Genomic DNA, 22,376 nt, shown 5'->3' on the forward strand with positions numbered 1-22,376 from the left:
GCCAGACGTTTCACTGCCCCACCTTCACATTCGCATTGGGCGACTCGCCAAACATCTCGGGCGAATACATGGCCTCAATGCGCGTGGCCGGCAGGCTGAAATCCCCGGCGTTGTTCAGGCGCACCGTGTATTCCACGCTCCAGTTGCCCTTCGGCACGAAGGCGTAATACGCACGGAACGCGTCAAACGCCCGCTCCTCGAACGTGGGCCAGACCCAGCCCGTGGATTTTTCACCTGCCGTCAACAGCTGCGAATCGCGGCCCAGGCCATTGCCCAGCACCGTGGCGCTGGCGGGAATCGGGTCGTCGACCACCACCCAGCTCATGTCCGCCTGCGCCGACAGGTCCAGGCGCACGCGGTAGACATCGCCGCGCGACCATAGGCCCGTAGTTTTCTGTTCCACTGGCGTAATGGTTTTCCTGATCGTATAGCCGCTGGACACGGGCGCCTTGAGCGGGATGGACGCCAGGCTTTGCACGGTGGCCCAGGGCTTGCCCGTGCCGCTATGCGCCAGGCCCAGGGTGTCCGTGCCCTTCGGCCAGGCTTGCAGCACGGGGCCGACCTTCGCCGCGCCATTCCACACGAGCGCTTGCGTATCGCCGCCCAGTTTCACGGCGCTGGCGCCCGTTACGGGTGTGGATTCGAACTTGGACGAGAACTTGGCGATGGCCAGGGTGCCCCAGGCGTTGGCCACCGTGGTATCCCAGCGGCCCTTCTTCTGGCGCCCCATGCTGCCGCGCACCAGGCGGCCAATGTCATCTTTCCACGCCGGGTCGTCCATCACGGCCAGCAGCAGCCGGTTGGCGTTGACGTCGCCGGACACCATCAACCACCACCAGTTATCCTTGCGCTCGGTGGAAAAGCCCATGGTCGTGCCCTGGAAGTTCAGGCGCGAACGCAAGATCTGTTGCGCCTCGGCCAGCAGCGCATCGCGGCGCGCCAGGCTTGGCGTGCGTTGCAACAGCAGGCTCCAGTCGATGACGGCGGAAGTGGGCCACAGGTTCGGGCTGATGCTGATGCTCTCCAGCGCATCGGGCGGCACCTTGTTCGAACGCGACAGCGCTTCCAGGGCAGCGAGCTTGCGCACGGCCAGGTCGGTCGTGGCCAGCGCGGAGCGGCGCACGATGCGCCCCTGCACGAAGGCCGTCAAGGCTTCTTCCATGCGGTTTTTCGTCTGCTCGGGAATCGCATAGCCCGCTTCCCTGGTGGCCGACAACACATACGCCGTCAGGCTGTCGCTGCCCTGCTCCATGATGGGGAAGTATTTCAGCATGCCGTCACTGTCCAGGTAGGCGGGCAAGCTGGCGGCCAGCTTGTTCCACGCATCCTGGTCTTGCAGGGCGATGGCTTTCGACGTGTTCTGCTCGAAGCAGGTGTACGGGTAGGCGGCCATGTATTCACGCACGCCGGGCAGCTCGCCGCCCAGCTTGGCGACCAAGCTGGTCTGGATGCCGCCCCGGCCCGGCAAGGCGCCGGCCGGCATCTGCACGGACATATTGATGGGCTTCTCGATTTGCAGCAAGGTGGCCTGGTAAGTGCGCACGGGGGTGGCCTGGCCCACTTTTTGCGTGATTTTGAGTTTATCCGTATGGTTACCGGCCTTGGCGACTATCTCCCACACGATATTCTGCGCGCCGAGCGGCACCTGGTAATCCCAGCCCACTTCGCGCGCTTCGCCCGCGACCAACGTCAGGCTCTGGCGCGGCAAAGCCTTGCCAGCAGCGCTGGCGTTGAGGTCCACGCTCAAGGATGTGGCCGAGGTATTGCGCACGGTGAATCCCGCGCGCAACTGGTCGCCTTCGCGCACCAGGGTCGGCAAGCCCGACATCAGGATCAAGTCTTGCGAGCTGCGGATATCCGTGCTGCCCGTGCCGAACAGTTCCTTGCCGGCACTGGCGATGGCGACGATGCGGAACGCCGTCAAGGAATCGTTCAGCGGCACTTGCACCGTGGCTTCGCCCTTGGCGTCGAGCTTGACGGTGCCCTTCCAGAACAGCAGGGTGTCGAACAGTTCACGGCTGGCCCCCTTGCCGCCGCCACCGCCGGCCGGGAAAGCCTTGCGGCCAAAGTGGCGCTTGCCGATCACCTGCATCTGCGCCGTCGCCGTTTCCACCTGCAGGCTGCGCTGCGCCATCATGGTGTCGAGCAACTTCCAGCTATCGTTGGGCATCAACTCCAGCAGCCCTGTGTCGACGGCCGCCAGCGCCACTTCGGCGCCGGCCGGCAGCGGTTTACCGTCTGCGCGCCGCACGCGCACGGACACTTCCGCCTTGTCGCGCGTTTTATACACTTCCTTGTCGGACACCACCATGACGTTCAGTTCATGCGCCTGCCACCCCACGTTCAGCGGCGCGATGCCCATCTTGTAGGCCGGCTTGCCCAGGTCAACCAAGGCGGTCGGCTGCACGCCATCGACCCTGCCCCGCACGACAAACACGGAGACATACACATTCGGCGCGTAATTCGCTTTGACAGGGATATTCACCACCGGTTCCCGGCCATTCAGCTGGCGCACATAAGTGTCGAGGATGCCTTCGCGCTCGACCGTGATCAAGGCTGTGCCCGAACGGAAGGGCATGCGCACCTGCAAGCTCGCTTCCTGGCCCGGCTCATAGCGTTTCTTTTCAGGCAGCACGTCGATGCGGTCATTGTCGCTGGCGTTGAACCACCAGTCGCCGCTGCCGGCCACCCAGGTTTCGCGGTTGGCGACTGCCGCATTGCCGGACGCATCCTGCGTGCGGGCGCGCAGAATCAAATTGCCGCTGGCGGGCGCCTTCACGTCGCAGACCAGCAAGCCTTTACTGTCCGTCTTGCCCGAGCACGCCGGCCCCAGCTTGACGATTTCGCTGCTGTTTTCATACGCATAGAAACCACCGATCAGGCGCCGGCGGTGCGAATAACTGTTGCGCTGGAAGAAGTCGACGGCCACGGCCGCATTTGCCACGGGTTTGCCATTGGTGCCCAGCACGGCGACCGTGAACTTGAAGGCGTCCTTGCTCAAGGCCCAGGCGTCGGGCTTGATGCCGATCACAACATTCGATGGCCACAACGGCACGCGCGTGGCCACGGAAGCCGTCTCGCCATTTGCATCCTGAAAAGCCATTTCCGCCACCAGGTCGCGCGGCGTGGACAGCTGCGGCAGCTGGTCGATGATGATGCGCGCGCCGCCCGCCTTGTCCAGGGTCAAGCTTTGCGTGCGCGCGGCCGGCGCGCCGGCGCCGGCGCGCCCGCCATTGCCCTCATCCTGCCACTCGCCTTCATCGTCGTCGTAGCCCGTGCCCTGCTTGACCAGGCCTTCCTTCACGTCACCATTGCTGAAGCTGACATCGGGATAGTCGGCAAAAGTCACGCTCTTGTCTTGCAGTACCGTGCGCAGCTTGACGGGTGCATTCGTGGCGGCACCACCCGCCAGATAGGTGATTTGCGCATCCAGGGCCACCTGCTTCGCCTGCACGGCGGGCGCTTTCGGGCCCTGCAGCACGGCCTTCATGGTGGGCACGCGGAACGCTTCGACGCGGAAACTGCCGGACGGGCGGCCCGCCATCGTCACGCTGTACTCACCCTGCCTGGCGTCGGCGGGAATGACCCAGTCGCTTTCCGCCGTGCCGGTAGCCGACCAGCGCAGTGGCAACTGGTAGTTCTGGTCGCTGCCCTGGTGCGTGATGACGACGGAGGTGGCGCTGCCGGGGCCGTTGTTCTTGTCCACCAGGCTCATGCCCTCGCCCGTGTGCTTGCGGATGAAATGCTTCATGTGCACGGTTTCGCCGGCGCGCAGCAGGGTGCGGTCGAATACCGTGGCCAGCAAGGTGTTGTCGGCGCGCGTATCGTCCGTGGGCAGGTTGAAACGCCAGGCTTCGATGCCGCCCACCCAGTCCGACAGGGTGAACGTCATGTCGCCGCCGCTGCGCGCACTAATAAAGTAGCGGCCATTGTTCTTGCAGCTGGAATTGGCCAGCTCACCGGGAATGTGCGCCACGCCGTCCGCGCCCGTGGCGCCTTGCCACAGCAGCTTGCCGGCGCAGTCGCGCACGGCCACTTGCGCTTTCGCAACAGGCCCGCCCTTGTCCAGCGACGTCACCCACACGAGCGACGATTGCGCGCCATGCTTGAAGTGGGCCGCCAGGTTGGTCACCAGCGCGGCCGTGCGGATGTACGCCGTGGTGGGTTTGCCCAGCAACACTTTGCCCAGGATGGGGCTGGCCAGCTCGACCACGTAAAAGCCCGGTTTCTGCAGCGGGATGCCGATCACTTCAAAGGTTTTCTTGCCATCGGGACGGGGCAGGCTGATGGGGTGCGTGCCGGCGGCATCGGCCAGCACGGATTTGCTCATGTTGCCCGCATATTGCGCGTACGGCTGCCAGTATTCGCCCCCGGCGCCATCGCCGGCCAGGCGCTGCATCCACTCGATGATGAACTTGTCGTCATTGTCGGGCACGCGCAAGGTGGCGCCCGTGGTGGCGGCTGGATGGGTAATTTCCTTGCCCGACAGCACAGGCTCGATATTGCGCACCGTAACGGGCAGCAAGCCGTCGCCCTTGGCTTCGATGATGCCGAACGGGGCCGGGAACTTCAGCAGCGGCGGCTGATCGCCCGTGCGCACCGTCATGGGAAAGCGCGCTCGGTTGAGCAAGGCACGGCCCGCGTCATCCGTCAGTTTCGGCGGCAAGCTCAGGACAAAACTGGCTTGCACGGGGAAAGGACCGTTGAAGCTCACGTACTGCACGAATTCCGCTTTTTCCTCTTCCTTCGAAATCGTCGGCGCATACGTCTTGCCGCCCCCTGTCAGGGTCATGGCGCGTACCAGCGACGCTTTCACGGGCGCAGAAAACTGCAAGCGCATGGGCAGGAAGGGGATGCACTGTTCTTTCGGGTTGCTGCGTTCGCAGCTGAACTTGGCCGTGAAATCGGGACGCGTCTTGAACTGCAGGGTTTGCGCCTTCTCCGTGGCGATGCCGCTGGCGCTGGCGATGCCCTCGCCCCACACCAGGGAAACCTTGGCGTTGGCGGGGAAGCTGCGCTTGCATTGCAGCACGGTGACAGGCAAAGGCGGCGCGCCCTTGCTGGCGACGGGCATGCCCACTTTCCACAGCGTGCCCCGCTTCTTGAAATACACGGTCAGGTAGCGGTCGAGAAAGCTCTTGCGCAGGATCAAGACCTGCTCCAGTTCCTTGCCCACAAGCTGCCGCACGGGAATCTTTTCATTGATGCCATCGGCGCGGCAATACGCATGCGCGGCCACGCTGGCCTCGTTCGGCACGGCGTCCAGGCCCAGCACGAAAATCTGGTTTTCATCGATGTACGGCTGGCCGTCATACGGTACGGCCTCGACGATGGCCGGGCCGCCCGTGGAAAAGCGGTAGGACGTCGTCCCCTGCAAGGGCTGGCCCGCCAGGTCCTTCAGTCCCGTTTTCAAGGTGAAGTTGCAGGCCACGCCGGCGGGCAAGTCGCGCTCGAAATCAAAGTTCCAGTTGCGCTCGTCGGCCCAGCGCCCGGCGCCCACCACGACGGCAGGCTCGGCCTTGCCGCAATCGATGGCGAACGGCGCGGGCAAGCCCATGTCGCCGAACGGCACCATCGGCGTGGCGAACTGGGCCCGCACCTGGCGCACGGCCTTGACCGTGCCGCTCGGTGAAAACAGAGACACGCCGCTATCGGCCCAGACCGGCATAGCCATGCCCAGCGAGAGCAGCAGACATAGCGGGCCCAGTTTGCCAGACAGCGGGGAAGAAAAAATTCGGCGGTGGTCAGGCACGGGTGACTCCTTGATGAAAAGTGGCGGAGCTGGCTGCGGCACGCACAAGTTGCCCGGAGGAAGCCCGGCAAGGCAACAGAACGCGGCAGGAATACAACATCAATGTAATATTAGTTATCAAGCTCATCATTGTTGCTAATATACAGTGGCATGCTGGGAACAAGTCGTACGATTGCCTCTTGCCGCGGCGCCAGGAAGTGGCCGTGCTGGTCAAAATTCCACCGAGTAAATTAGTTTTTTTCAACACCAATGTCTTTGTCGTGAATCTGCAACACCATTGATATACAACAATGCTTTGTGCGCTAACGCACCGACCTCGCGAACCTGAAATCGTATTCTCTAGTCCAACAGCAGTGCATTTATCGCAAGACGGGCGCACCTGGAGTTGTTGTCTATCTCATGCAATAGCACGTGTAGCAAGATGTCGCTTTGATGCTGTAGAGAAAATCTCTTATCAACGTTGGGAGTTACTTGTGAATAATCTAAAAAAAATCGCCGTTGCCGCCGCAGTCCTGTGCTCCGCCCTCGGCGCACAGGCCCAGGAAATCAATCCCTCCTGGTATATTCAACCTAGCATCAACGCACTCAAGCCAGATTCCGACTTTGCCACGGATAAAACCGGCTATGGCGCAGGCTTGCGTTTCGGTAAGCCTGTTTCCCCTGACTGGGATATCCAGCTGGGCACCACGTACGCCCGCTCCAAGGATGGCGGTCAGCGCTACCAGCAAAATACGCTGGGCGTAGACGGCCTGTACATGTTCTCGCGCAAAGCCTTCCGTCCCTTCCTGCTGGTGGGTGCCGGCATGCAGCGCGACAAGGACACCAGCTTCGCCTTTGGTGAACGCAGCAAGAGCTCGCCATACGCCAGCGTGGGCCTGGGCTTCCAGTCCAGCATCACGGATCAATTGTCCGTCCAGGCTGACGTGCGCAATGTGCACGGTTTCCTGCGCGGCAATACTTTCGATCCGAACAGCAAGGCCAACAACTACTATGTCACCGTGGGCCTGAACTTCGCGTTCGACAAACCGCCGGCACCGCCGGCACCACCGCCACCACCGCCGCCAGTACGCGAGGAAGTCGTCGTGGTCGTGCCGCCACCACCACCGCCACCGCCGCCACGCTTTGAAAAAGTGACGATGGCGGCAACGGAACTGTTCGCGTTCGACAGCGCCAAGCTGGGCCCGACACAGACCAAGCTAGACGAAATCGCCCGCGTGCTGAACGCTGCACCGGACGTCAACAACGTCGTCATCAGTGGTTATGCCGACCGCATCGGCTCGCCCAAGTACAACCTGAAACTGTCGCAGCAGCGCGCTGATGCAGTCAAGGAATACCTGGTCGCCCACGGTGTCGCCGCCAACCGCCTGACGGCCGAAGGCAAGGGCTCCACCAATCCTGTCGTCACCTGCAATAACAAGAAACGTGCCGACCTGATCAAGTGCCTGGAACCAAACCGCCGCGTTGAAGTGGAACAGATCACCATCGAACGCCGCGTACAATAAGTAATGCCAGTGGTACGCCACTAGTTAAAAAAGGGGCTGCGGCCCCTTTTTTTCATTGAAAGCCACCATGAATTTCTCTACCCGCTATCCCAAACTGGCCGGCCTGGCGCCGTTCAGCAAACAGATGCGCAAGGTCATCGTCTGTTCCGTCACCGAATGGCTGGAACACCGCGCCTCGAGCAAGGGCGCCGCCCTCGCCTATTACACCCTGTTTTCCATCGCTCCCATCCTCGTGCTGGTAATTGCCATCGCCGGCTTTTTCTATGGCCCGGCCGCCGCGCGCGGCGAGCTGATGGGGCAATTGCAGGGATTGCTGGGCACGCAAGGCGCCGAAGCCATCCAGCTGGTGCTGGCCGGCGCGAAGAACCATGAGCAGGGCCGCATCGCCACCCTCATCGCCAGCGCCCTGCTGCTGTTTGGCGCGACCAGCGTGTTTGCCGAACTGAAAGCCAGTCTCGATGAAATCTGGCAAGTGCCAGCCTTGAAGGAAGCGGGCGCCTGGGACATGCTGCGCACGCGTTTGCTGTCTTTTGGCCTGGTGCTGGTGCTGGCCTTCCTGTTGATGGTGTCGCTGGTAGTCAATGCAGCCATGGCCATTCTCGCCAACTTCTGGGAAGGCGTGTGGAAGGACACGGCCGTGCTATTTACCATTTTGTCGAACCTGATCGGCTTTGCCGTCATCGCCAGCCTGTTCGCCGTCATCTATAAAATGCTGCCGCGCGTGCGCCTGTCCTGGCGCGACGTGCTGATCGGCGCCGTCGGCACGGCCTTCATGTTTTCACTGGGGAAATATGCGATTGGCGTGTATATCGGCAATAGCGGCGTGGCCAGCAGCTATGGCGCAGCCGGTTCGCTGGTGGCCCTGCTGCTGTGGGTGTATTACTCGGCGCAAATTTTCTTCCTGGGTGCCGAATTCACGCGCCAGTTCGCCCTGCAACTGGGCAGCATGAAGGACATGCCAAAGACGGAAGACGGCGATGTGCAAGTCAAGATATTGAAACGCCACCAGTCCTGATTGCCTGCCGCCTCATGCAACAACGGCGCCTGCGGGCGCCGTTGGCGTTGCCGCACGCTATTCGCCCAGCAGTTCGGCCACCACTTCCATGCCCTGCACGCGCTCGGCCACCACCTTCACGATGACGATGATGGGCACGCCCAGCAGCAAGCCCCAGACGCCCCACAGCCAGCCCCAGAACAGCAGGCTGATGAAGACGGCCGTGGGATTCATGCGGGCGATGCGCCCCGTCATCCAGGTAGTGACAAAGGTGCCGACCAGGGTGGCGATGGCCATCGAGGTGCCCGTCACCAGCAAGACCATTTCCAGCGATTCGAACTGCAAAAAGGCCACCAGCCCCGTGGCGATGGTGATGAGCAAGGGGCCGAAATACGGCATGATGTGCAACAAGCCGGCCACGATGGCCCAGGCGCCCGCATTTTCCAGGCCGATTACGCGCAAGGCGATCCACATCAGGACTGCCAGCAAGCCATTCGTGACGAGCAGCATGAACATATAGTTCTGGATCGAGGTATTGATATCCTCCAGGATGTGCACGGTGACCTTCTTGCGGCTCAGCGACGGTCCTGTCAGCTTGACCAGCTTGCGCTTGAAGGTGTCGCCCGACAGCAGCAGAAAAAACACGAGGAAAATGACCATGGTGGCCTGGCTGATGAAACCCATCAGTCCCAGCGAACCTGCCCAGACCCAGTCCATGATCTTGAAGTTGGGCGCCTCGGCGGCGGCGGCGCGGCGGTTGTTGCGGCGCGCTTCGGCGCCGGCGGCCACTTGCTCGATTTCATTGGCCACGGCTTGCATTTTCTGGAAGGTGCTGTTCTTGCCGCCCGTATTGGCCGCAATCAGCCGCGACAGCTTGTGCGTGGCGGCCGGCAACTCTTCAACGATGGATTCAAACTCACCCTGCACGCGCTCGACCACGACGATGGAGCCGAACAGGATCAGGGCCGTGACGGCGGTGGCGCCGATGGCGCGCGGCAGGCGCAGCTTTTCCAGCCAGGCGACGACGGGATTGAGGGTGTAGGCAATAAAAATGCCGAAGATGACGGGAATGAGGAATTTCTGCGCCCATTGCAGCGCATAGATGAAGCTGACAGTAGCGATAATGCCCAAGGCCAGGCCGCGCGCATGGACATGCAACGGCAGGCGCAAGGATGCGTCTGGATGCTCCACGGGAGCGCCGGGAGGTGGCCCGGCAGGCTCGATAGAGGCAGCCGCCACCGGCTCGGGCGGGGTATCTGAAGGCTGGATATGCATGCGATTCCCGCGACGGTCGGTGGAGGGCCACAGCGCCAGCCATCGGGCCGGGCGCTGCGGCAGGTCATGCCATTACTTGACGCGGATGTCGTTTTTCACCGACTTCACGCCTTTGACGCCACGGGTAATTTCGCCCGCTTTGGCGGCGTCAGCTGGCTGGGCCACGAAGCCGCTCAGCTGAACCACGCCCTTGAAAGTTTCAACGTTGATTTCCGTCGATTTCAGGGTAGGCTCGTTGAAGATGCTGGCTTTGACTTTGGTGGTGATCGCCGCGTCGTCGATGTACTCGCCCGTGCCTTCTTTGGTTGGGGTCGAAGCGCAACCTGCAACGGCGAACAGGGAAGCGACGAAAAGGCCGGTAGCGATAGATTTAGTGAATTTCATGGTTTTTTCCTTAGGAGTGGTCAATCAATGTGCTCACAATGAGCTTCTTATACCAATCTGGTGACTGCGCGCCGGAGGGAGCTCAGTAGCCAAACTGGGTTTTTGCAGCCTTGATACAGTCATCCTTGGCTGCGCCGGCTAATGCATCGCATTTTTCTGTCGCGACCTTGTACTCGGCTTTTCTCTTTGCTTCACGCGCATCGCTGCGCGCTTCGATAACTTTCTTGTCCGCCTTGGCGTCGGCCAGGGCCGCCACCTTGGTGGACTTGGCCAGCTTGACGCAGACATCCTTGTCGTTGCCCGTCAGCGCATTGCAGCGGGCCAGGTCGACGTCGTAGTTGGCATCGGCAATCTTGATGCGCGCCTTGGTGTAGGCGCGCAGGGTATTCGTATATTGCGCCTGAGCAACTGCTTCATCGTAGGTGCGCACGGCCTTCGCTTCGGCGATGCAGACATCCTTCGGGTTGCCCGTGATTTTTTCGCATTCGGCATGCGCCAGCTTGTAATTCAAACCAGCCTGTTCGTTAGCCGCCTTGTAGGCTGCTTTCGCTTCCGGCGTGGCGGCCACTGCCTGGCCGCCCCAGGCGGCGCAGGCCAGGCTGACGACGATGGCGGTGAAAAGCTTATTTTTGTTCATGTATTTCTCCCTGGTGGTGACAAGCATGTCTGCTTGGCATGACTACCGTTTTACGTGGATCGTCGCCGCTCTTCTGTACGCTGCCGTACACAAGTAATTTATTTTGAAAGCAGAAGGCGGACAGGGAGAAATAACAACGTTTTGATGCATCACATTTGCCAAAAATACCATTTCGATACGAAATAAGTGCGTGCGGCAGCGTACAGACCGGGAACAGGGGCGTAACTAAGATGGCACTACACCTTCACCTCGTCAGGAGAATAAAATGAAAACCAATGCCACCTTGGCTGCACTGATGCTCGCCGCCACCGCCGTACTGAGCGGTTGCGCCACCGGCCCTTCCCAGTCACAACAATACTACCCGGCCAACCAGCCTGAGTCCGCCATGTACGGCACCGTCGACTCCATCCAGATCGTGCAGGGTGGCGGTCAAACCAGCGGCGCCGGCGCCGTGGTCGGCGGCATCGCCGGCGCCCTGCTGGGCAATACCATCGGCTCGGGCGGCGGACGCACGGCCGCCACCGTGGCTGGCGCCGTCGCCGGCGGCGTGGTCGGCAACCAGGTAGAGGGCCGCAGGCAGCAAGCGCAGGCCTACCAGATCAGCGTGCGCCTCGACAACGGTGAATACCGCACCGTGGTGCAGGACAACGCGAACGACTTGCGCCCAGGCAACCGCGTGCGCGTCGTTGACGGCCGCGTCTACCGCTATTAATTCTCGGCGGATTGTGCCAGCAGGCACCCGCCATCCCGCATGCGTCGTACGATAACAAGGAGTTGCCATGGGCACCATCATTCTGATCATCTTGATCCTGGCCCTGGTCGGCGTCCTGCCTACCTGGCCGCATAGCCGCAACTGGGGTTACGGCCCCAGCGGCATCGCCGGCCTGGTCGTCGTGATACTGATCCTGCTATTACTCACGGGCAGGTTGTAAAAAAAGGCGCTGCGGCGCCTTTTTTATTTCAAGGAGGAAATATCATGACACACAGACTCATTTCCCCGGCGCTGGCCCTCGTGCTGGCATGCAGCCTGGCACCATTCAGCCAGGCACAAACCGCTGCCCCGCAAGCGGGCGATCCGGCCCGCTGGTACCAGGAAGACAGCACGGCGCAAGCCCAGTTGCGCACCTTGCGCAAGGAAATCGCCGCCGCCCTGGCCGAGGCCAAAAAAGCCTGCCGTGTGGAGCCGTCCGCCACGCGGGCGTCCTGCCTGAAGGATGCGCAAGACACTTACCGGCAAGACCTGGCGAACGCGGAAAAACTGCGCGTAGCGGCGCATCCGCAGTGATGCGCAGTGCTGTTGCGACGCCGCCGGATCAGGCGGCGTCGCGCTCGTAAGGCGGCAACTCGTGCACCACGAGTGGCGTGTCTTCCGTGACAAAAGCCAGCCAGCCAGCCGCCTTGATCGCGCGCAAGGCGTCCTGGTAGCCCTGCTCCCAGCGCCAGTCGATGGAGCCCTTGGAGAAATTGATATCCTTGGCCGCCATATGCCAGTCGCGCCCCGCATACGGCAAGCGCACGATGTGCATGGTGCTGTCGCAGCCCAGCGCTACCAGTTCTTCCGTCTGCTGGCGATTGTGTGCGTCGTCGGGCAGCTTGGCGTAGAGTTCGCGCAATTTGTGCTGCAAGGTATGCGTATTGACGTAATCTTCGATATGCCGCTTCGAGCGCGACGCGAAGGTGACGTCCTTTTGCCGCGTCTGCACTTCATCGAGGGTGGTCGGTTCCGGCCCTTCCGAACTCCACAGGTCAACCATGAAGACCAGGGTGTCGACGTGGGGCGTGTCGTCAAGCACGGTTTCCAGCGGCGTGTTTGAGTACAGTCCGCCATCCCAGTACAGGTCGCCATCGACGCGCACGCCGGCAAAGCCGGGCGGCAAGGCGCCGCTGGCACGGATATGGTCGGCTGTCAGGGGCCGCTGCTGGCTGTCGAAACTGGTGAGGCTGCCACATTTGACGCGCAGGGCATTGACCGTCAGGCGCATGCCGCCGGGCTGGTTCAGGTAATCGAAATCGACCAGTTCATCGAGGGTGCTGGCCAGCTCGCTCGTGTCGTAATAGCTGGCGTCTTCCGGCTTGACGGTAATTCCTGCCGGGAACAGGCTGAATGAGCGCGGTTTGAAGAAGCCGGGCACGCCGCGCAACACCGTATCGAGCGTGGCCAGCCAGATGTTCGAGCGGCGCTGCTGGTCTGAAACGAGATTCATGTCGATGCTGTCGCGGTGCGCCACGCGCTGCCAAAACTGTTTTAGCCGCACCAGCCTGTCCTCGTGCTTGTTGCCCGCCAAAATGGCCGCATTGATGGCGCCGATCGAGGTGCCCACCACCCAGTCGGGTGCCAGGCCATGTTCGTGCAAGGCGTGATAGACGCCGGCCTGATAGGCGCCCAGCGCGCCGCCGCCTTGCAGCACCAGCACGATGCGCAGGCGCGAGGGATTTAACTGATTGATCGGTGTCTTCGAATTCGTCATCAAGATGGCCCCTCTGTTCTCCGCGCGGGTGCGGCGTGAATCATTGTAAGGGATTGTGCGCGCTTGCGCTGGCACCTGCCGGACCTAGCGTACGGGCAAAAAAAACGCCGTCAATGACGGCGTTCCGGGTATTGGCAGCGTCAGCGCTTGCGGCGCAGCCAGCTGGCGGCCACTGCGGCCACGGCCACGAGGACCAGGGCCGGCTTGACCAGCTTCTTGCGTCCGATAAACGATAGTGCCGTCAGCACGTAGGGCATGGCGCCTTGCAGGCGCATGCCGCCCGGTGCCAGCAGGGACTCGACGCGGTGGCCGGCAAAGCCGACAGCCGTCTCGACCACGCCCTGCAGCAGCGATTCGGGACGCAGGGCATAGCCCACGTTGGCGCGCGCATGCACGATGCCCACGCGGTACATTTCGCCCTGGGCGATCAGCAGGCGCTTGCGGGCGGCTTGCGCCGCCAGTTTGTCGTTTTCCGACATGAATTCTCCTCGTAAGGCAGGCTGGACATGGCGGGCCCCGTTCCGGCACAAGTCCCGGTGGTTCCCGCCAGCAGCTTACATCAGCATGTCGCGGTCGGCCTTCAATTCCGCCATGGTGGCGGGCATGGACAACTTTCCTTGACGCAGCATGGCGCGCGCATACATGACCAGCGCAATGGCCAGCAGTACGAACACGACCGTCATGATCGCCAGGATCTTCCAGCCCAGGCTATCCCAGGCCAGGAAAACGATCAGCACGCTGCCGTAAGCGATGGCAAACAAGCCCGCCACCGTCGCCAGGGCGAAAATGACCACCAGCTGCAGCATGTGATTGCGCACCTCCGACAGTTCGATGGTGGCCAGTTCCAGCCGCGACAACATCAGTCCGACGGCGTTTTTGGCCAGGCCGGCGACCGAGCCGATCAATCCCGGCCCCTGGTGAGACGAAGCAGACTTGTCCATATCGCTCCTGACGGTGGATTACTTGCGGCCCAGGATGAAGCCGACCAGCACGCCGACGCCAGCGGCGACGGCCACCGTGCGCCATGGATTTTCCTTGACGTAACCGTCTGCCTGAGCAGCCATCTGCTTGGTGGCAACGATAGCCGACGCTTGCGCTTCGTGCGCCTTGGCCAGGGCGGCATCCAGGGTTTTCATGCCCTTGACGCGCACTTCATCGGCTTTTTCGCCGGTCAGGGCGGCAGCGGCGCTGAACAGGGCTTGCGCATCCTTGACCAGGGTTTTGACATCGTTATTGACGGTGGTGATATTGTTTTCCAACATGGTTTAGCTCCTTAGCTATGGATGAATGTAGTTACTATACCTACTTTACTCAAAAACACTATTCCATTAGATCGCGCATATCATCGGCGTGCTCTTCCTCGACAGCCATGATTTTGATCAACAAATGGCGTGTGGTTGGGTCTTTGTCGCCAATTTTCACGATCATCTGGCGATACGACTCGATCGCTACCCGTTCCGCGATCAGGTTGGCACGCACCATGCTTTGCACGTCTTCGGAGTCATCATACTCGGCATGGCTGCGCGCAAGCAATGTTGCAGGATTAAAATCTGGCTTGCCATTCAATTGCACGATGCGTTCGGCCAGCCAGTCGGCGTGTTCCTGCTCCTGCTGCGCATGCTCAAGGAACTCGGCCTTGATGCTGCCATTGTCGCGCCCGCTCACCGTGTAGTAATGGCGTTTATAGCGCGCAATACACACCAGTTCGGTGGCCAGCGCTCCATTCAGCAGGGTGATCAACTCCTGGCGGTCGGCTTGGTAGCCGGCCGTCACGGCGCCGTCGTCCAGGTTTTTGGCGGCGGCGCGGATGGCGGCCGTATCGATGCCAGCTGGAATCTCAACAGATGTTTGGGTCATGATGTTTCCTTTCAAGTCTTGCATGGGTATCCACCGGCCGGAAAGCGGCCGGTGCTGCCTTTTACTGCCGCACTTGGCGACGTTTTTCCCAATACTATCGGCGGGCGGGAATGGCCGTGTTATCTTCCGACAAGACGATTTCCACCCGGCGATTCAGCTGGCGGTTCGCCGCGCTGTCATTGCCGGCGGCCGGATAAGCGGCGCCATAGCCTTTCGTGGCGATGCGGTCGCGGCTGATGCCTTGTTCCAGCAGCGCATTGCGCACGGATTCGGCGCGGCGCTGCGACAATTCCAGGTTGTGCGCGGAACCGCCCGTGCTATCCGTAAAACCTTCGATCAGCACGGTGCGCTGCGGGTTGTTTTTCAGCACGTCGGCCAGCTTGCGTGCCGTATTCGTGCCATCGGCCGTCAAATTCGCCTTGTCCGTGCCAAACAGCACGTCGCCCAGGGTAATGACCATGCCGCGTTCGGTTTTCTTGGCGGCCAGGTCGGCCAGCTGCACTTCCAGCGCGGCGGCGCGGGCGGTGGCGTCACGTGCCGACGCTTCGGCCGATTGCGCCTGGGCCTTGGCCGCTTCCGCATCGGCTTGCGCCGCCTGGGCGCGCGCCGTGGCCTGGTCAGCCTGCTGCGTGCGCGCATCGAGGCGCAACTGGTCTCGCTGCTTGCCGGCGTTGGCGATATCGGCTTCCGCAGCCTTCTGCTTGGCTACCTCTTGTGCCGTGGCAATTTTTTGCTTGGCCAGGTAGGCCAGCTTGTCGACCTTTTCGCTGTCATCCTGGCGCGTGGCGGCCGCGTTCGCCGCGTCCAGCGCAGCGCTCGCTTCGCGGAATTCGCGTGGCGCATAGGTCGACACCAGCGGGTTCGATTGCGCCGCCATGTAGTCGCCGCGCGTCTGGTCGAGCAGGCTGGTGGTGGTCGGTGCGGAGCTGCAGGCGGCAACCAAAGCGGCCATGGCCAGCAGGCCGGGAATCGTGGTGTAGTTAGCTTTTTTCATGATGGGGTCCTGTTCTGTTCTTATTGTTAGTTACTGTTTCGGGGCTTGCTGGTTGGCACGGTCGAGTTCTTCGCGCATGACGCGGATGTTCTCGTTGATTTCATCGGCGGCGCTGGTGGCCTTGGCCGAGTTGGCCTTGCTTTGCGCCAGCTTGGCATCGGCTTGCGCCTGGTCGGCCAGGTCGCGCGCCAGTTTGTAGTCGCGGTCTTTCAAGGCCTGGTTGGCCATGCGCATTTTTTCGCGGGCCGAACGCATTTCATCGGGTGCCAGGTCGGCGGCGCCGGCGCTGGCGGCGTTATCGACGGCCGCGCGCGACACGGCGACATCGGCCGTGGCTGGCGTTTTCAGGCTGGAACAGCCCGTCATCAGGACGACGGCGGTGGCGCAAGCAGCCAGGGCGGCCAGTGGGGACAGCGTGAAATCTCGGTTTGTCATTTTTCTTCTCCTGGAGAATGTTAAGCAATAAGGTTCATACGTCGGTGCATCTGGAATCAGGAACGGCGTTTGATGTATGACGTTATAGGCTCCGGCTCCCCGCATATCCGTTCGGTGCCGCACATAGAGTAAGAAATCGACAATACTTGCGTGGGCAAGGTGCGCCAGCGCACGCCTGCGCCAGCAAAACCTGAAACAGACCCGGCTTTGTAGCGATTCCTGTAGCATCGTGCTTCTGTCCAGAAAGAAACGCTTCTTAGCCCACACCCTATGCCACGCTTTATCTCATTCTCGCGCCGCCAGAAAATCGCCCTCGCCAGCGCCGCCGTGCTGGTCGCCCTGCCCGTCACGGCGGCCGTCGCCCTGCTCAATATGGACTGGAACCGCGCCAAGCCCTGGCTCAATGCGCGCGCCAGTGAAGCGCTGGGCCGGCCCTTCGCCATTGCGGGCAAGCTGTCGCTGACGTGGCAGCAGCCGCCGACTGCGGGACAACAAAGCTGGCGCACCTACCTGCCGTGGCCGCACCTGCAGGCGCAAGATGTACGCTTGGGCAACCCGAGCGCCATGGCAGCAACGGATGGCGAAGCGCAGCTGGCCAGCGTGCGCCAGCTGGCGTTTACACTCAATCCCCTGGCCCTGCTGGACAAGAAAATCATCATTCCGCAATTGCGCTTCGACGCGCCGCAAGTACGCTTGCTGCGCAACAAGGATGGCAAGAACAACTGGACCTTCGACAAGCAGGAGCAGCCGTCGCCGTGGCAGCTGGAACTGCAAAGCGTGGTCTTCAGCAAGGGCACGGTGACGCTTGACGATGACGTCACGCACACGGCGATGCGCGCCGATATCGACACCATCGCGGACGATGCGCGCTACGGCATCGCTTGGACCTTGTCCGGCAAATACCGTGGCGAAAGCATCCAAGGCGGCGGCAAGGCGGGCGGCGTGCTGTCGCTGCAGCAGCAAGGTACGCCCTTCCCCATCCAGGCCGACATGCGCGCGAGCGGCAGCAGCGTGGCCATCGAAGGCACCCTGACGCGCCCGGCAGACCTGGCCGCGCTCGACGTGCGCCTGAAAATATCCGGACCCAGCATGGCGCGCCTGTATCCCTTGACGGGCGTGCTGCTGCCGGAAACGCCGCATTTCAGCACGGAAGGCCATTTGACGGGCACCTTGGCGCCGCGCGGCGGCGAATGGGTGTACGACCAGTTCAGCGGCAAGGTGGGGGCTAGCGACATCCGTGGCAAGCTAGCCTTTTCGGCCAGCAAGCCGCGCAAGCGCCTGACGGGTGAAGTGCACTCGCGCCTGCTGCAATTTTCCGATCTGGGTCCGCTGGTGGGCGCCGATTCCAGCGCCAGCAAGAAGGAACGGGGCGTGCCGTCGACGCAGCCGGCCGGCCGCGTGCTGCCGGTGGAAACGTTCAAGACGGAGCGTTGGACCAGCCTGGACGCCGATGTGCGCTACACGGCCGATCAAATCACGCGCGACGCCGAGTTGCCGATCAGCAAGCTCGACACGCATGTGGTGCTGACGGACGGCGTGCTGTCCCTGACGCCGCTCAACTTCAATGTAGCGGGCGGCACCCTGACGTCGCAGATCAAGCTCGACGGCAGCGGCAAAGTCATCGCCAACGGCATCGCCGCCGAGCTCAAGGCCAGCGCGCGCCACCTGCATATCCAGCAACTGTTTCCCCGCCTGCCGGCCCTGCAGGCCAGCGCGGGCGAAATCAATGGCGACGCTTCGCTGTCGGCCACGGGCAATTCCGTCGCTAGCCTGCTGGGCAGTTCGAACGGCGAAGTGCGCGCGCTGATCAACCGGGGCAGCATCAGCAAGCTGCTGCTGGAAGAAATGGGCTTGAATATCGGCAGTATCGTGCTGACCAAGCTGGTGGGCGACAAACAGGTCAAGCTGAACTGCATGGCCGCCGATTTCGTCGTCGCCAAGGGGCTGATGCGCACGCGCCAGTTCATCGTCGACACGGACGATGCGGTGCTGCATATCGATGGCACGGTGAACCTGGCCAATGAGCAACTGGACCTGACCTTGCAGCCGGATAGCAAGGGGCTGCGCATCTTTTCGCTGCGCTCGCCCCTGTACGTGCAAGGTACGTTCAGCAAGCCCGACGTCAGCGTCGACAAGGGCGTGCTGGCCCTGCGCGCCGGCGGCGCCCTGGCGCTGGCCGTGGTGGCGCCCGTCGCCGCCCTGCTGCCGCTGGTGAATGCCGGCCCCGGCGAGGACAGCGAATGCGCAGCCCTGCTGGCCCAGGCGCGCGTCAAGCCGGTGGCGCCGAAACCGGGCAAGACACCGCGCAAACACCGCTGAACAAGATGGCAAGATAGGCCGGCCGTGCACAATTACAATTGTTACACCCCTATGTGCGTTGCCGAACAGACCTTGCCTTGTCACAATCCTATTCTGTAATCGTGCCTGAAACACGTGGCGACACGAAGTCCAACCGGCCCATACCATGCCGGCGCCACGAGGTCCGAATTCATAGGAGAACTATTATGCAAATCATTAAAAAAATCGCCGCTACCACTTCCGTTGCCGCTCTGCTGCTGAGCTTGACTGCTTGCGCCAACATGTCGGGCCAGGATAAAAACACGGCCATCGGCGCCGGTGTGGGCGCCGTTGCCGGCTCCGTGCTGACGGGCGGCAGCGCCATCGGCGCAGTCGGCGGCGCCGCCGTCGGCGGCGTGATCGGCAACCAGGTCAAGCCGAAGTAATCGTCGCACAAGAAAGCGGGGTGGGTGCCCAGGCGCCCGCCCCGCTTTTTTGCGTCCGCGGCACAAGGATGAGGAAAATCAGACGAAGACGTTGGCCATGCCGATGCTGCCGCTGTCCTTGACCAGCGCGTAGCAGCGGCAGGAGACGGCTTCCAGGCCGGCGGAATCGATGATTTCGATATTGCCGCGGCTGTAGGTGATCAGTTTTTGCTGTTGCAGCGCGCTCGCTGCCTTGGTCACCCCGACCCGCCGCACGCCCAGAGTATGGGCAAGGAATTCATGCGTCAGGTGAAATTTTTCCGACTGCAGGCGGTCGCGCGTGATCAGCAGCGAACGGGCCAGGCGCGCCTCGAGCACGTGGAAGCGACTGCACACGGCAATCTGGATGGCTTGCGCCAGCAAGGTATCCGTGTAGCGGTACAGCAGGCGCTGCAGGGAATCGAGTTGGGCGAACTCGGCGCAGAACGCGGCCCGCGCGATGCGGCTTGCCGTGCCGGAACGTTGTACCACGGCACGCACTTGCGCCAGGTCATGTCCCAGCGCGACGGAAGCGCCCAGCACGCCTTCGCGGCCGACGGAGCCCACTTCCAGGGTCATCCGTCCTTCCGCCACGGCCAGCAGCGAGATCAGGCAGTCGCCGGGGAAGTAGATGTAGCCGATGGGTTGGCCTGGTTCGTACAGCACCTCGCCCACCTCGACCGTGACGGTATCGAACAGCGCCGTCAAGTGCCGCAAATCGTGCTCGGGCAGGCTGGCCAGCAAGCGGTTGCCGGCGTCAAGCGTGCCCGCAGGCGAGCCCAGGCCAGATCGGCCTGCGTCGCGGGACAGGGTCATGCTGGCGTTCGTTGGTCGCATTGCTTTTCCTTGGTGTCGTTACAACGTTACAACTCGACATAATTTTTACTTAGCCTACGGTGCAGTACCGTCCCTGTATGTACGGTGACGCACGGAAGCACGGCACGCGGCACAGCACACTGGCAATACACGCGAATCGCACGGATCACACGCACTACCCATTTCATTATTTAAAAAAACCAAGGAGCTTTCCATGACCACCACCACCAAATCCCTCCATCCGCTGGTGCTTGCCGCCGCCGTCGCTGTCCTGCTGTTCTGCGGCGTGGGCACGGCGGCCCTGATGGGCTGGCTGCCCTCGTCCCAGGGCGATGCCCGGACACTGGCGGCCAGCACCTCGGCCGAACAACTGGCCAGCCTGCAGGCGAACCAGCCGCAAGCGAACTTGCAGCCTGCCGGCGCGCAAGCGCTGGCTGCTTTGCCGCCGCAGCAACTGCCACAGCAACCTCAGCAGCAACCCGTACGCCAGCAGCAGCAAGCACAGCAGCAATACGCGGCAGCCGCCCCGGCGCCGCAGGTGTGCAGCAATTGCGGCGTGATCGAAGCCATCCATGAAGTCAATACGCGCGCCGAAGGCAGCGGTGTGGGTGCGGCCGGCGGCGCCGTCGTCGGCGGCTTGCTGGGCAACCAGGTAGGCGGCGGCCACGGCAGGCAACTGGCCACCGTGCTGGGCGCCGTTGGCGGCGCCGTGGCCGGCAACCAGATCGAAGGCAGCGTGCGCGCCACGCGCAGCTACAACATCGTCGTGCGCCTCGATAACGGCAAGACGCGCACCGTGCACCAGAGCGCCGCGCCGAACTGGCGCCAGGGCGACCGCGTGCGCGTCGTCAACGGCGGCTTGCGCGCCTTGGGCTAAGCGAACAGCGGCGGCGGCGCCGCCGCGATTCGTTGCAAATCAAACACAAGCCCGGCCTGTCCGGGCGTTTTCTTTTTAGCAATGTTCGTTGGCGTACAGATGAGCTTGCCATCACGCGAGATGATGCACTCAGGAAAGTTCACGGATATCTTCAAGGAGATGCGATGAAAAACGACAAGACAGGCGGTAACAGGATCTGGCTCGGCTTTATCGGCGGCGGTATCCTGGCTACCGCGCTGGGCTTCTGCGCGCTGGACCTGGCGCCATTGCAAGCGAGCGCGCCCGTGTTCGGCGTCATGCTGCTGCTAACGGGCGGCATGGTCAGCTGCCTGGCGGGCGCCGTCGGCATGGCCGGCATGCTGGGCTGGATACCGGGCATGGCAGATGAACACGCCGACCGGCCCCGATAGTTGAGCCTTGTGTACGACAGCGTACAGAACGCAAGGGAAACAAAGTAGACACTAAGTCATGGCATCAGCGTTCAGCGACCCAGTCGCCGCGCAATGACAAAAACCGATGACAGCGCCAGACGCCAGCGCCTCGCAAGGCCAAGGCAGTCGCCGTCATCCACACATTACTCTCGGAGGACATATCATGCTGTATACAATCGCCGTCGTACTCATTATTCTTTGGCTGCTGGGCCTGGTAACTTCCTATACCATTGGCGGCTTCATCCACATTCTGCTGGTAGTCGCCGTCATCATGATCCTGCTGCGCCTGATCAGCGGGCGCGGTTTATAGTAGCCAATCCACTGGCCAGACAGGGCGGCGCGCGTGCAAACGGGCGCCGCCTTTTTGCCGCCTTTTGCGTACAGTGCGCGCACACTGGCAAACAGCTGCATTTTGCAGTAACGTGTGCAGGTAATTCTGGGTATGTCCCAATAACAAAACAAGGAGAAAATCCATGAAAGAAACCTTCAAAAAAGGCCCTGGCGCCAAATCCCTGATCGGCATGCTGGTGATCGCATTGGCCGCTAGCGGTTGCGCGGATATGTCCGCCACACAACGTGGCACGGCCACGGGCGCCGGCGTCGGCGCAGGCCTGGGCGCCTTGATCGGCGGCACTACCGGTGGCGGCAGCAGCGGCCGCACGGCCGGCGGCGCCCTGATTGGCGCGGCAGCGGGCGCCGTAATCGGCAATATCTGGTCGAACCGCATGGAAAACCAGAAGCGCGCGATGGAACAAGCGACACAGGGTACCGGTGTGCAAGTGACGCAGACGGCCGATAACCGCCTGAAAATGGAAATCCCCAGCGATATTTCCTTCGACACCAACCGCGCCGACATCAAGGGCAACTTCCGCCCGATTCTCGACCGCTTTGCCGCCACCCTGAATGAAAATCCGAACACCACGGTCAGCATCATCGGCCACACGGACAGCACGGGCAGCGCTTCCATCAACGAACCGCTGTCGGTAGAACGCGCGGCCCACACGCGCGACTACCTGGCCATGCGCGGCGTCTCGCCGACGCGCGTCGTCACGGAAGGCCGCGGCGCCCGCGAGCCGATCGCCTCGAATGCGGATGCATCGGGACGCGCACGCAATCGCCGCGTGGAAATCTACGTTGCAGAGTTAGCGCCACGCTAAGTTGACACACATCAATAAAAAACCCGCTGGCAATGTCATTGCCAGCGGGTTTCTTC

24 protein-coding genes are annotated in these 22,376 nt (G+C 62.2%); 11 read left to right on the forward strand and 13 right to left on the reverse strand.

The window, feature by feature from the left end; all coding sequences use genetic code 11:
• Positions 1-10: 10 nt before the first annotated feature.
• Positions 11-5,752: an alpha-2-macroglobulin family protein gene (locus tag ACQ4W0_RS20920; RefSeq protein WP_436578508.1), complete on the reverse strand. Its 5,742-nt coding sequence runs from the start codon at positions 5,750-5,752 to the stop codon at positions 11-13.
• Between the two features lie 473 nt (positions 5,753-6,225).
• Here ACQ4W0_RS20920 and ACQ4W0_RS20925 point away from each other — a divergent pair, with 473 nt between their 5' ends.
• Positions 6,226-7,254: an OmpA family protein gene (locus ACQ4W0_RS20925; RefSeq protein WP_436578509.1), complete on the forward strand. Its 1,029-nt coding sequence runs from the start codon at positions 6,226-6,228 to the stop codon at positions 7,252-7,254.
• Between the two features lie 67 nt (positions 7,255-7,321).
• The gene (locus ACQ4W0_RS20930) at positions 7,322-8,269 is read left to right on the forward strand and encodes a YihY/virulence factor BrkB family protein (protein ID WP_436578510.1); all 948 of its coding nucleotides are present in this window, start codon (positions 7,322-7,324) and stop codon (positions 8,267-8,269) included.
• A gap of 57 nt (positions 8,270-8,326) precedes the next feature.
• Here ACQ4W0_RS20930 and ACQ4W0_RS20935 read toward each other — a convergent pair whose 3' ends face one another.
• The 3 genes from ACQ4W0_RS20935 to ACQ4W0_RS20945 all read right to left on the reverse strand — a co-directional run bounded on the left by ACQ4W0_RS20935 (position 8,327) and on the right by ACQ4W0_RS20945 (position 10,544).
• Positions 8,327-9,523, reverse strand: a complete 1,197-nt coding sequence (locus ACQ4W0_RS20935; protein WP_436578511.1) for an AI-2E family transporter — start codon at positions 9,521-9,523, stop codon at positions 8,327-8,329.
• A gap of 72 nt (positions 9,524-9,595) precedes the next feature.
• Positions 9,596-9,907 (reverse strand): BON domain-containing protein, encoded by a 312-nt coding sequence (locus ACQ4W0_RS20940; RefSeq protein WP_034786324.1) that lies wholly within the window; start codon positions 9,905-9,907, stop codon positions 9,596-9,598.
• An 82-nt stretch (positions 9,908-9,989) separates the two neighbouring features.
• Positions 9,990-10,544, reverse strand: a complete 555-nt coding sequence (locus ACQ4W0_RS20945) for a hypothetical protein (RefSeq protein ID WP_046682431.1) — start codon at positions 10,542-10,544, stop codon at positions 9,990-9,992.
• A gap of 265 nt (positions 10,545-10,809) precedes the next feature.
• On the opposite strand from ACQ4W0_RS20945, the gene ACQ4W0_RS20950 reads away from it, so the two are divergent.
• From ACQ4W0_RS20950 to ACQ4W0_RS20960, 3 genes are all read left to right on the forward strand, one after another.
• Positions 10,810-11,256 carry an outer membrane lipoprotein gene (locus ACQ4W0_RS20950; RefSeq protein ID WP_070278587.1) on the forward strand — a complete coding sequence of 149 codons (447 nt, stop codon included), beginning with the start codon at positions 10,810-10,812 and terminating at the stop codon, positions 11,254-11,256.
• Positions 11,257-11,323: 67 nt separating this feature from the next.
• Positions 11,324-11,476 (forward strand): DUF3309 family protein, encoded by a 153-nt coding sequence (locus ACQ4W0_RS20955; protein ID WP_010396415.1) that lies wholly within the window; start codon positions 11,324-11,326, stop codon positions 11,474-11,476.
• A gap of 44 nt (positions 11,477-11,520) precedes the next feature.
• A complete protein-coding gene (locus tag ACQ4W0_RS20960) occupies positions 11,521-11,829 on the forward strand; it encodes a hypothetical protein (RefSeq protein WP_436578512.1) in 309 nt (102 codons plus the stop codon).
• A 28-nt stretch (positions 11,830-11,857) separates the two neighbouring features.
• Here the strand turns inward: ACQ4W0_RS20960 and ACQ4W0_RS20965 are convergent, their stop codons facing one another.
• The 7 genes from ACQ4W0_RS20965 to ACQ4W0_RS20995 all read right to left on the reverse strand — a co-directional run bounded on the left by ACQ4W0_RS20965 (position 11,858) and on the right by ACQ4W0_RS20995 (position 16,298).
• Positions 11,858-13,012, reverse strand: coding sequence for a patatin-like phospholipase family protein (locus ACQ4W0_RS20965; RefSeq protein ID WP_436578513.1), 1,155 nt, complete (start codon positions 13,010-13,012; stop codon positions 11,858-11,860).
• Between the two features lie 140 nt (positions 13,013-13,152).
• Positions 13,153-13,491, reverse strand: a complete 339-nt coding sequence (locus tag ACQ4W0_RS20970) for a hypothetical protein (RefSeq protein ID WP_071078646.1) — start codon at positions 13,489-13,491, stop codon at positions 13,153-13,155.
• A 75-nt stretch (positions 13,492-13,566) separates the two neighbouring features.
• Complete coding sequence (locus ACQ4W0_RS20975; RefSeq protein WP_070224915.1) at positions 13,567-13,953, reverse strand: phage holin family protein; 387 nt, start codon at positions 13,951-13,953, stop codon at positions 13,567-13,569.
• A gap of 18 nt (positions 13,954-13,971) precedes the next feature.
• Positions 13,972-14,274 carry an ElaB/YgaM/YqjD family protein gene (locus ACQ4W0_RS20980; RefSeq protein WP_035826246.1) on the reverse strand — a complete coding sequence of 101 codons (303 nt, stop codon included), beginning with the start codon at positions 14,272-14,274 and terminating at the stop codon, positions 13,972-13,974.
• Positions 14,275-14,332: 58 nt separating this feature from the next.
• The gene (locus ACQ4W0_RS20985) at positions 14,333-14,869 is read right to left on the reverse strand and encodes a ferritin-like domain-containing protein (RefSeq protein ID WP_099402792.1); all 537 of its coding nucleotides are present in this window, start codon (positions 14,867-14,869) and stop codon (positions 14,333-14,335) included.
• Between the two features lie 94 nt (positions 14,870-14,963).
• Positions 14,964-15,863, reverse strand: a complete 900-nt coding sequence (locus ACQ4W0_RS20990; protein ID WP_436578514.1) for an OmpA family protein — start codon at positions 15,861-15,863, stop codon at positions 14,964-14,966.
• A 30-nt stretch (positions 15,864-15,893) separates the two neighbouring features.
• Positions 15,894-16,298 carry a DUF4398 domain-containing protein gene (locus tag ACQ4W0_RS20995; protein ID WP_436578515.1) on the reverse strand — a complete coding sequence of 135 codons (405 nt, stop codon included), beginning with the start codon at positions 16,296-16,298 and terminating at the stop codon, positions 15,894-15,896.
• 270 nt (positions 16,299-16,568) lie between these two features.
• Here ACQ4W0_RS20995 and ACQ4W0_RS21000 point away from each other — a divergent pair, with 270 nt between their 5' ends.
• Positions 16,569-18,617 (forward strand): AsmA family protein, encoded by a 2,049-nt coding sequence (locus ACQ4W0_RS21000; protein ID WP_436578516.1) that lies wholly within the window; start codon positions 16,569-16,571, stop codon positions 18,615-18,617.
• Positions 18,618-18,802: 185 nt separating this feature from the next.
• Positions 18,803-19,021, forward strand: coding sequence for a YMGG-like glycine zipper-containing protein (locus tag ACQ4W0_RS21005; RefSeq protein ID WP_077401543.1), 219 nt, complete (start codon positions 18,803-18,805; stop codon positions 19,019-19,021).
• Positions 19,022-19,099: 78 nt separating this feature from the next.
• Here ACQ4W0_RS21005 and ACQ4W0_RS21010 read toward each other — a convergent pair whose 3' ends face one another.
• Complete coding sequence (locus ACQ4W0_RS21010; protein WP_436578517.1) at positions 19,100-19,876, reverse strand: Crp/Fnr family transcriptional regulator; 777 nt, start codon at positions 19,874-19,876, stop codon at positions 19,100-19,102.
• Between the two features lie 193 nt (positions 19,877-20,069).
• Between ACQ4W0_RS21010 and ACQ4W0_RS21015 the strand changes: the two genes are divergently transcribed.
• Positions 20,070-20,732 carry an outer membrane lipoprotein gene (locus ACQ4W0_RS21015; protein ID WP_436578518.1) on the forward strand — a complete coding sequence of 221 codons (663 nt, stop codon included), beginning with the start codon at positions 20,070-20,072 and terminating at the stop codon, positions 20,730-20,732.
• Here the strand turns inward: ACQ4W0_RS21015 and ACQ4W0_RS21020 are convergent.
• A complete protein-coding gene (locus tag ACQ4W0_RS21020) occupies positions 20,729-20,875 on the reverse strand; it encodes a hypothetical protein (protein ID WP_436578519.1) in 147 nt (48 codons plus the stop codon). The two genes, ACQ4W0_RS21015 and ACQ4W0_RS21020, sit on opposite strands and share 4 nt — an antisense overlap.
• Positions 20,876-20,896: 21 nt before the next feature.
• Between ACQ4W0_RS21020 and ACQ4W0_RS21025 the strand changes: the two genes are divergently transcribed.
• The 3 genes from ACQ4W0_RS21025 to ACQ4W0_RS21035 all read left to right on the forward strand — a co-directional run bounded on the left by ACQ4W0_RS21025 (position 20,897) and on the right by ACQ4W0_RS21035 (position 22,320).
• Entirely contained in the window at positions 20,897-21,142 is a 246-nt protein-coding gene (locus ACQ4W0_RS21025; protein ID WP_436578520.1) for a hypothetical protein, read from the forward strand.
• Positions 21,143-21,326: 184 nt separating this feature from the next.
• Positions 21,327-21,473: a lmo0937 family membrane protein gene (locus ACQ4W0_RS21030; RefSeq protein ID WP_121670992.1), complete on the forward strand. Its 147-nt coding sequence runs from the start codon at positions 21,327-21,329 to the stop codon at positions 21,471-21,473.
• 211 nt (positions 21,474-21,684) lie between these two features.
• Positions 21,685-22,320, forward strand: coding sequence for a YiaD family glycine zipper/OmpA-like lipoprotein (locus ACQ4W0_RS21035; protein ID WP_436578717.1), 636 nt, complete (start codon positions 21,685-21,687; stop codon positions 22,318-22,320).
• Positions 22,321-22,376: the final 56 nt, after the last annotated feature.

The sequence above is a fragment of the Janthinobacterium breve genome (genome assembly GCF_051380895.1).
Taxonomy (GTDB): domain Bacteria; phylum Pseudomonadota; class Gammaproteobacteria; order Burkholderiales; family Burkholderiaceae_D; genus Janthinobacterium.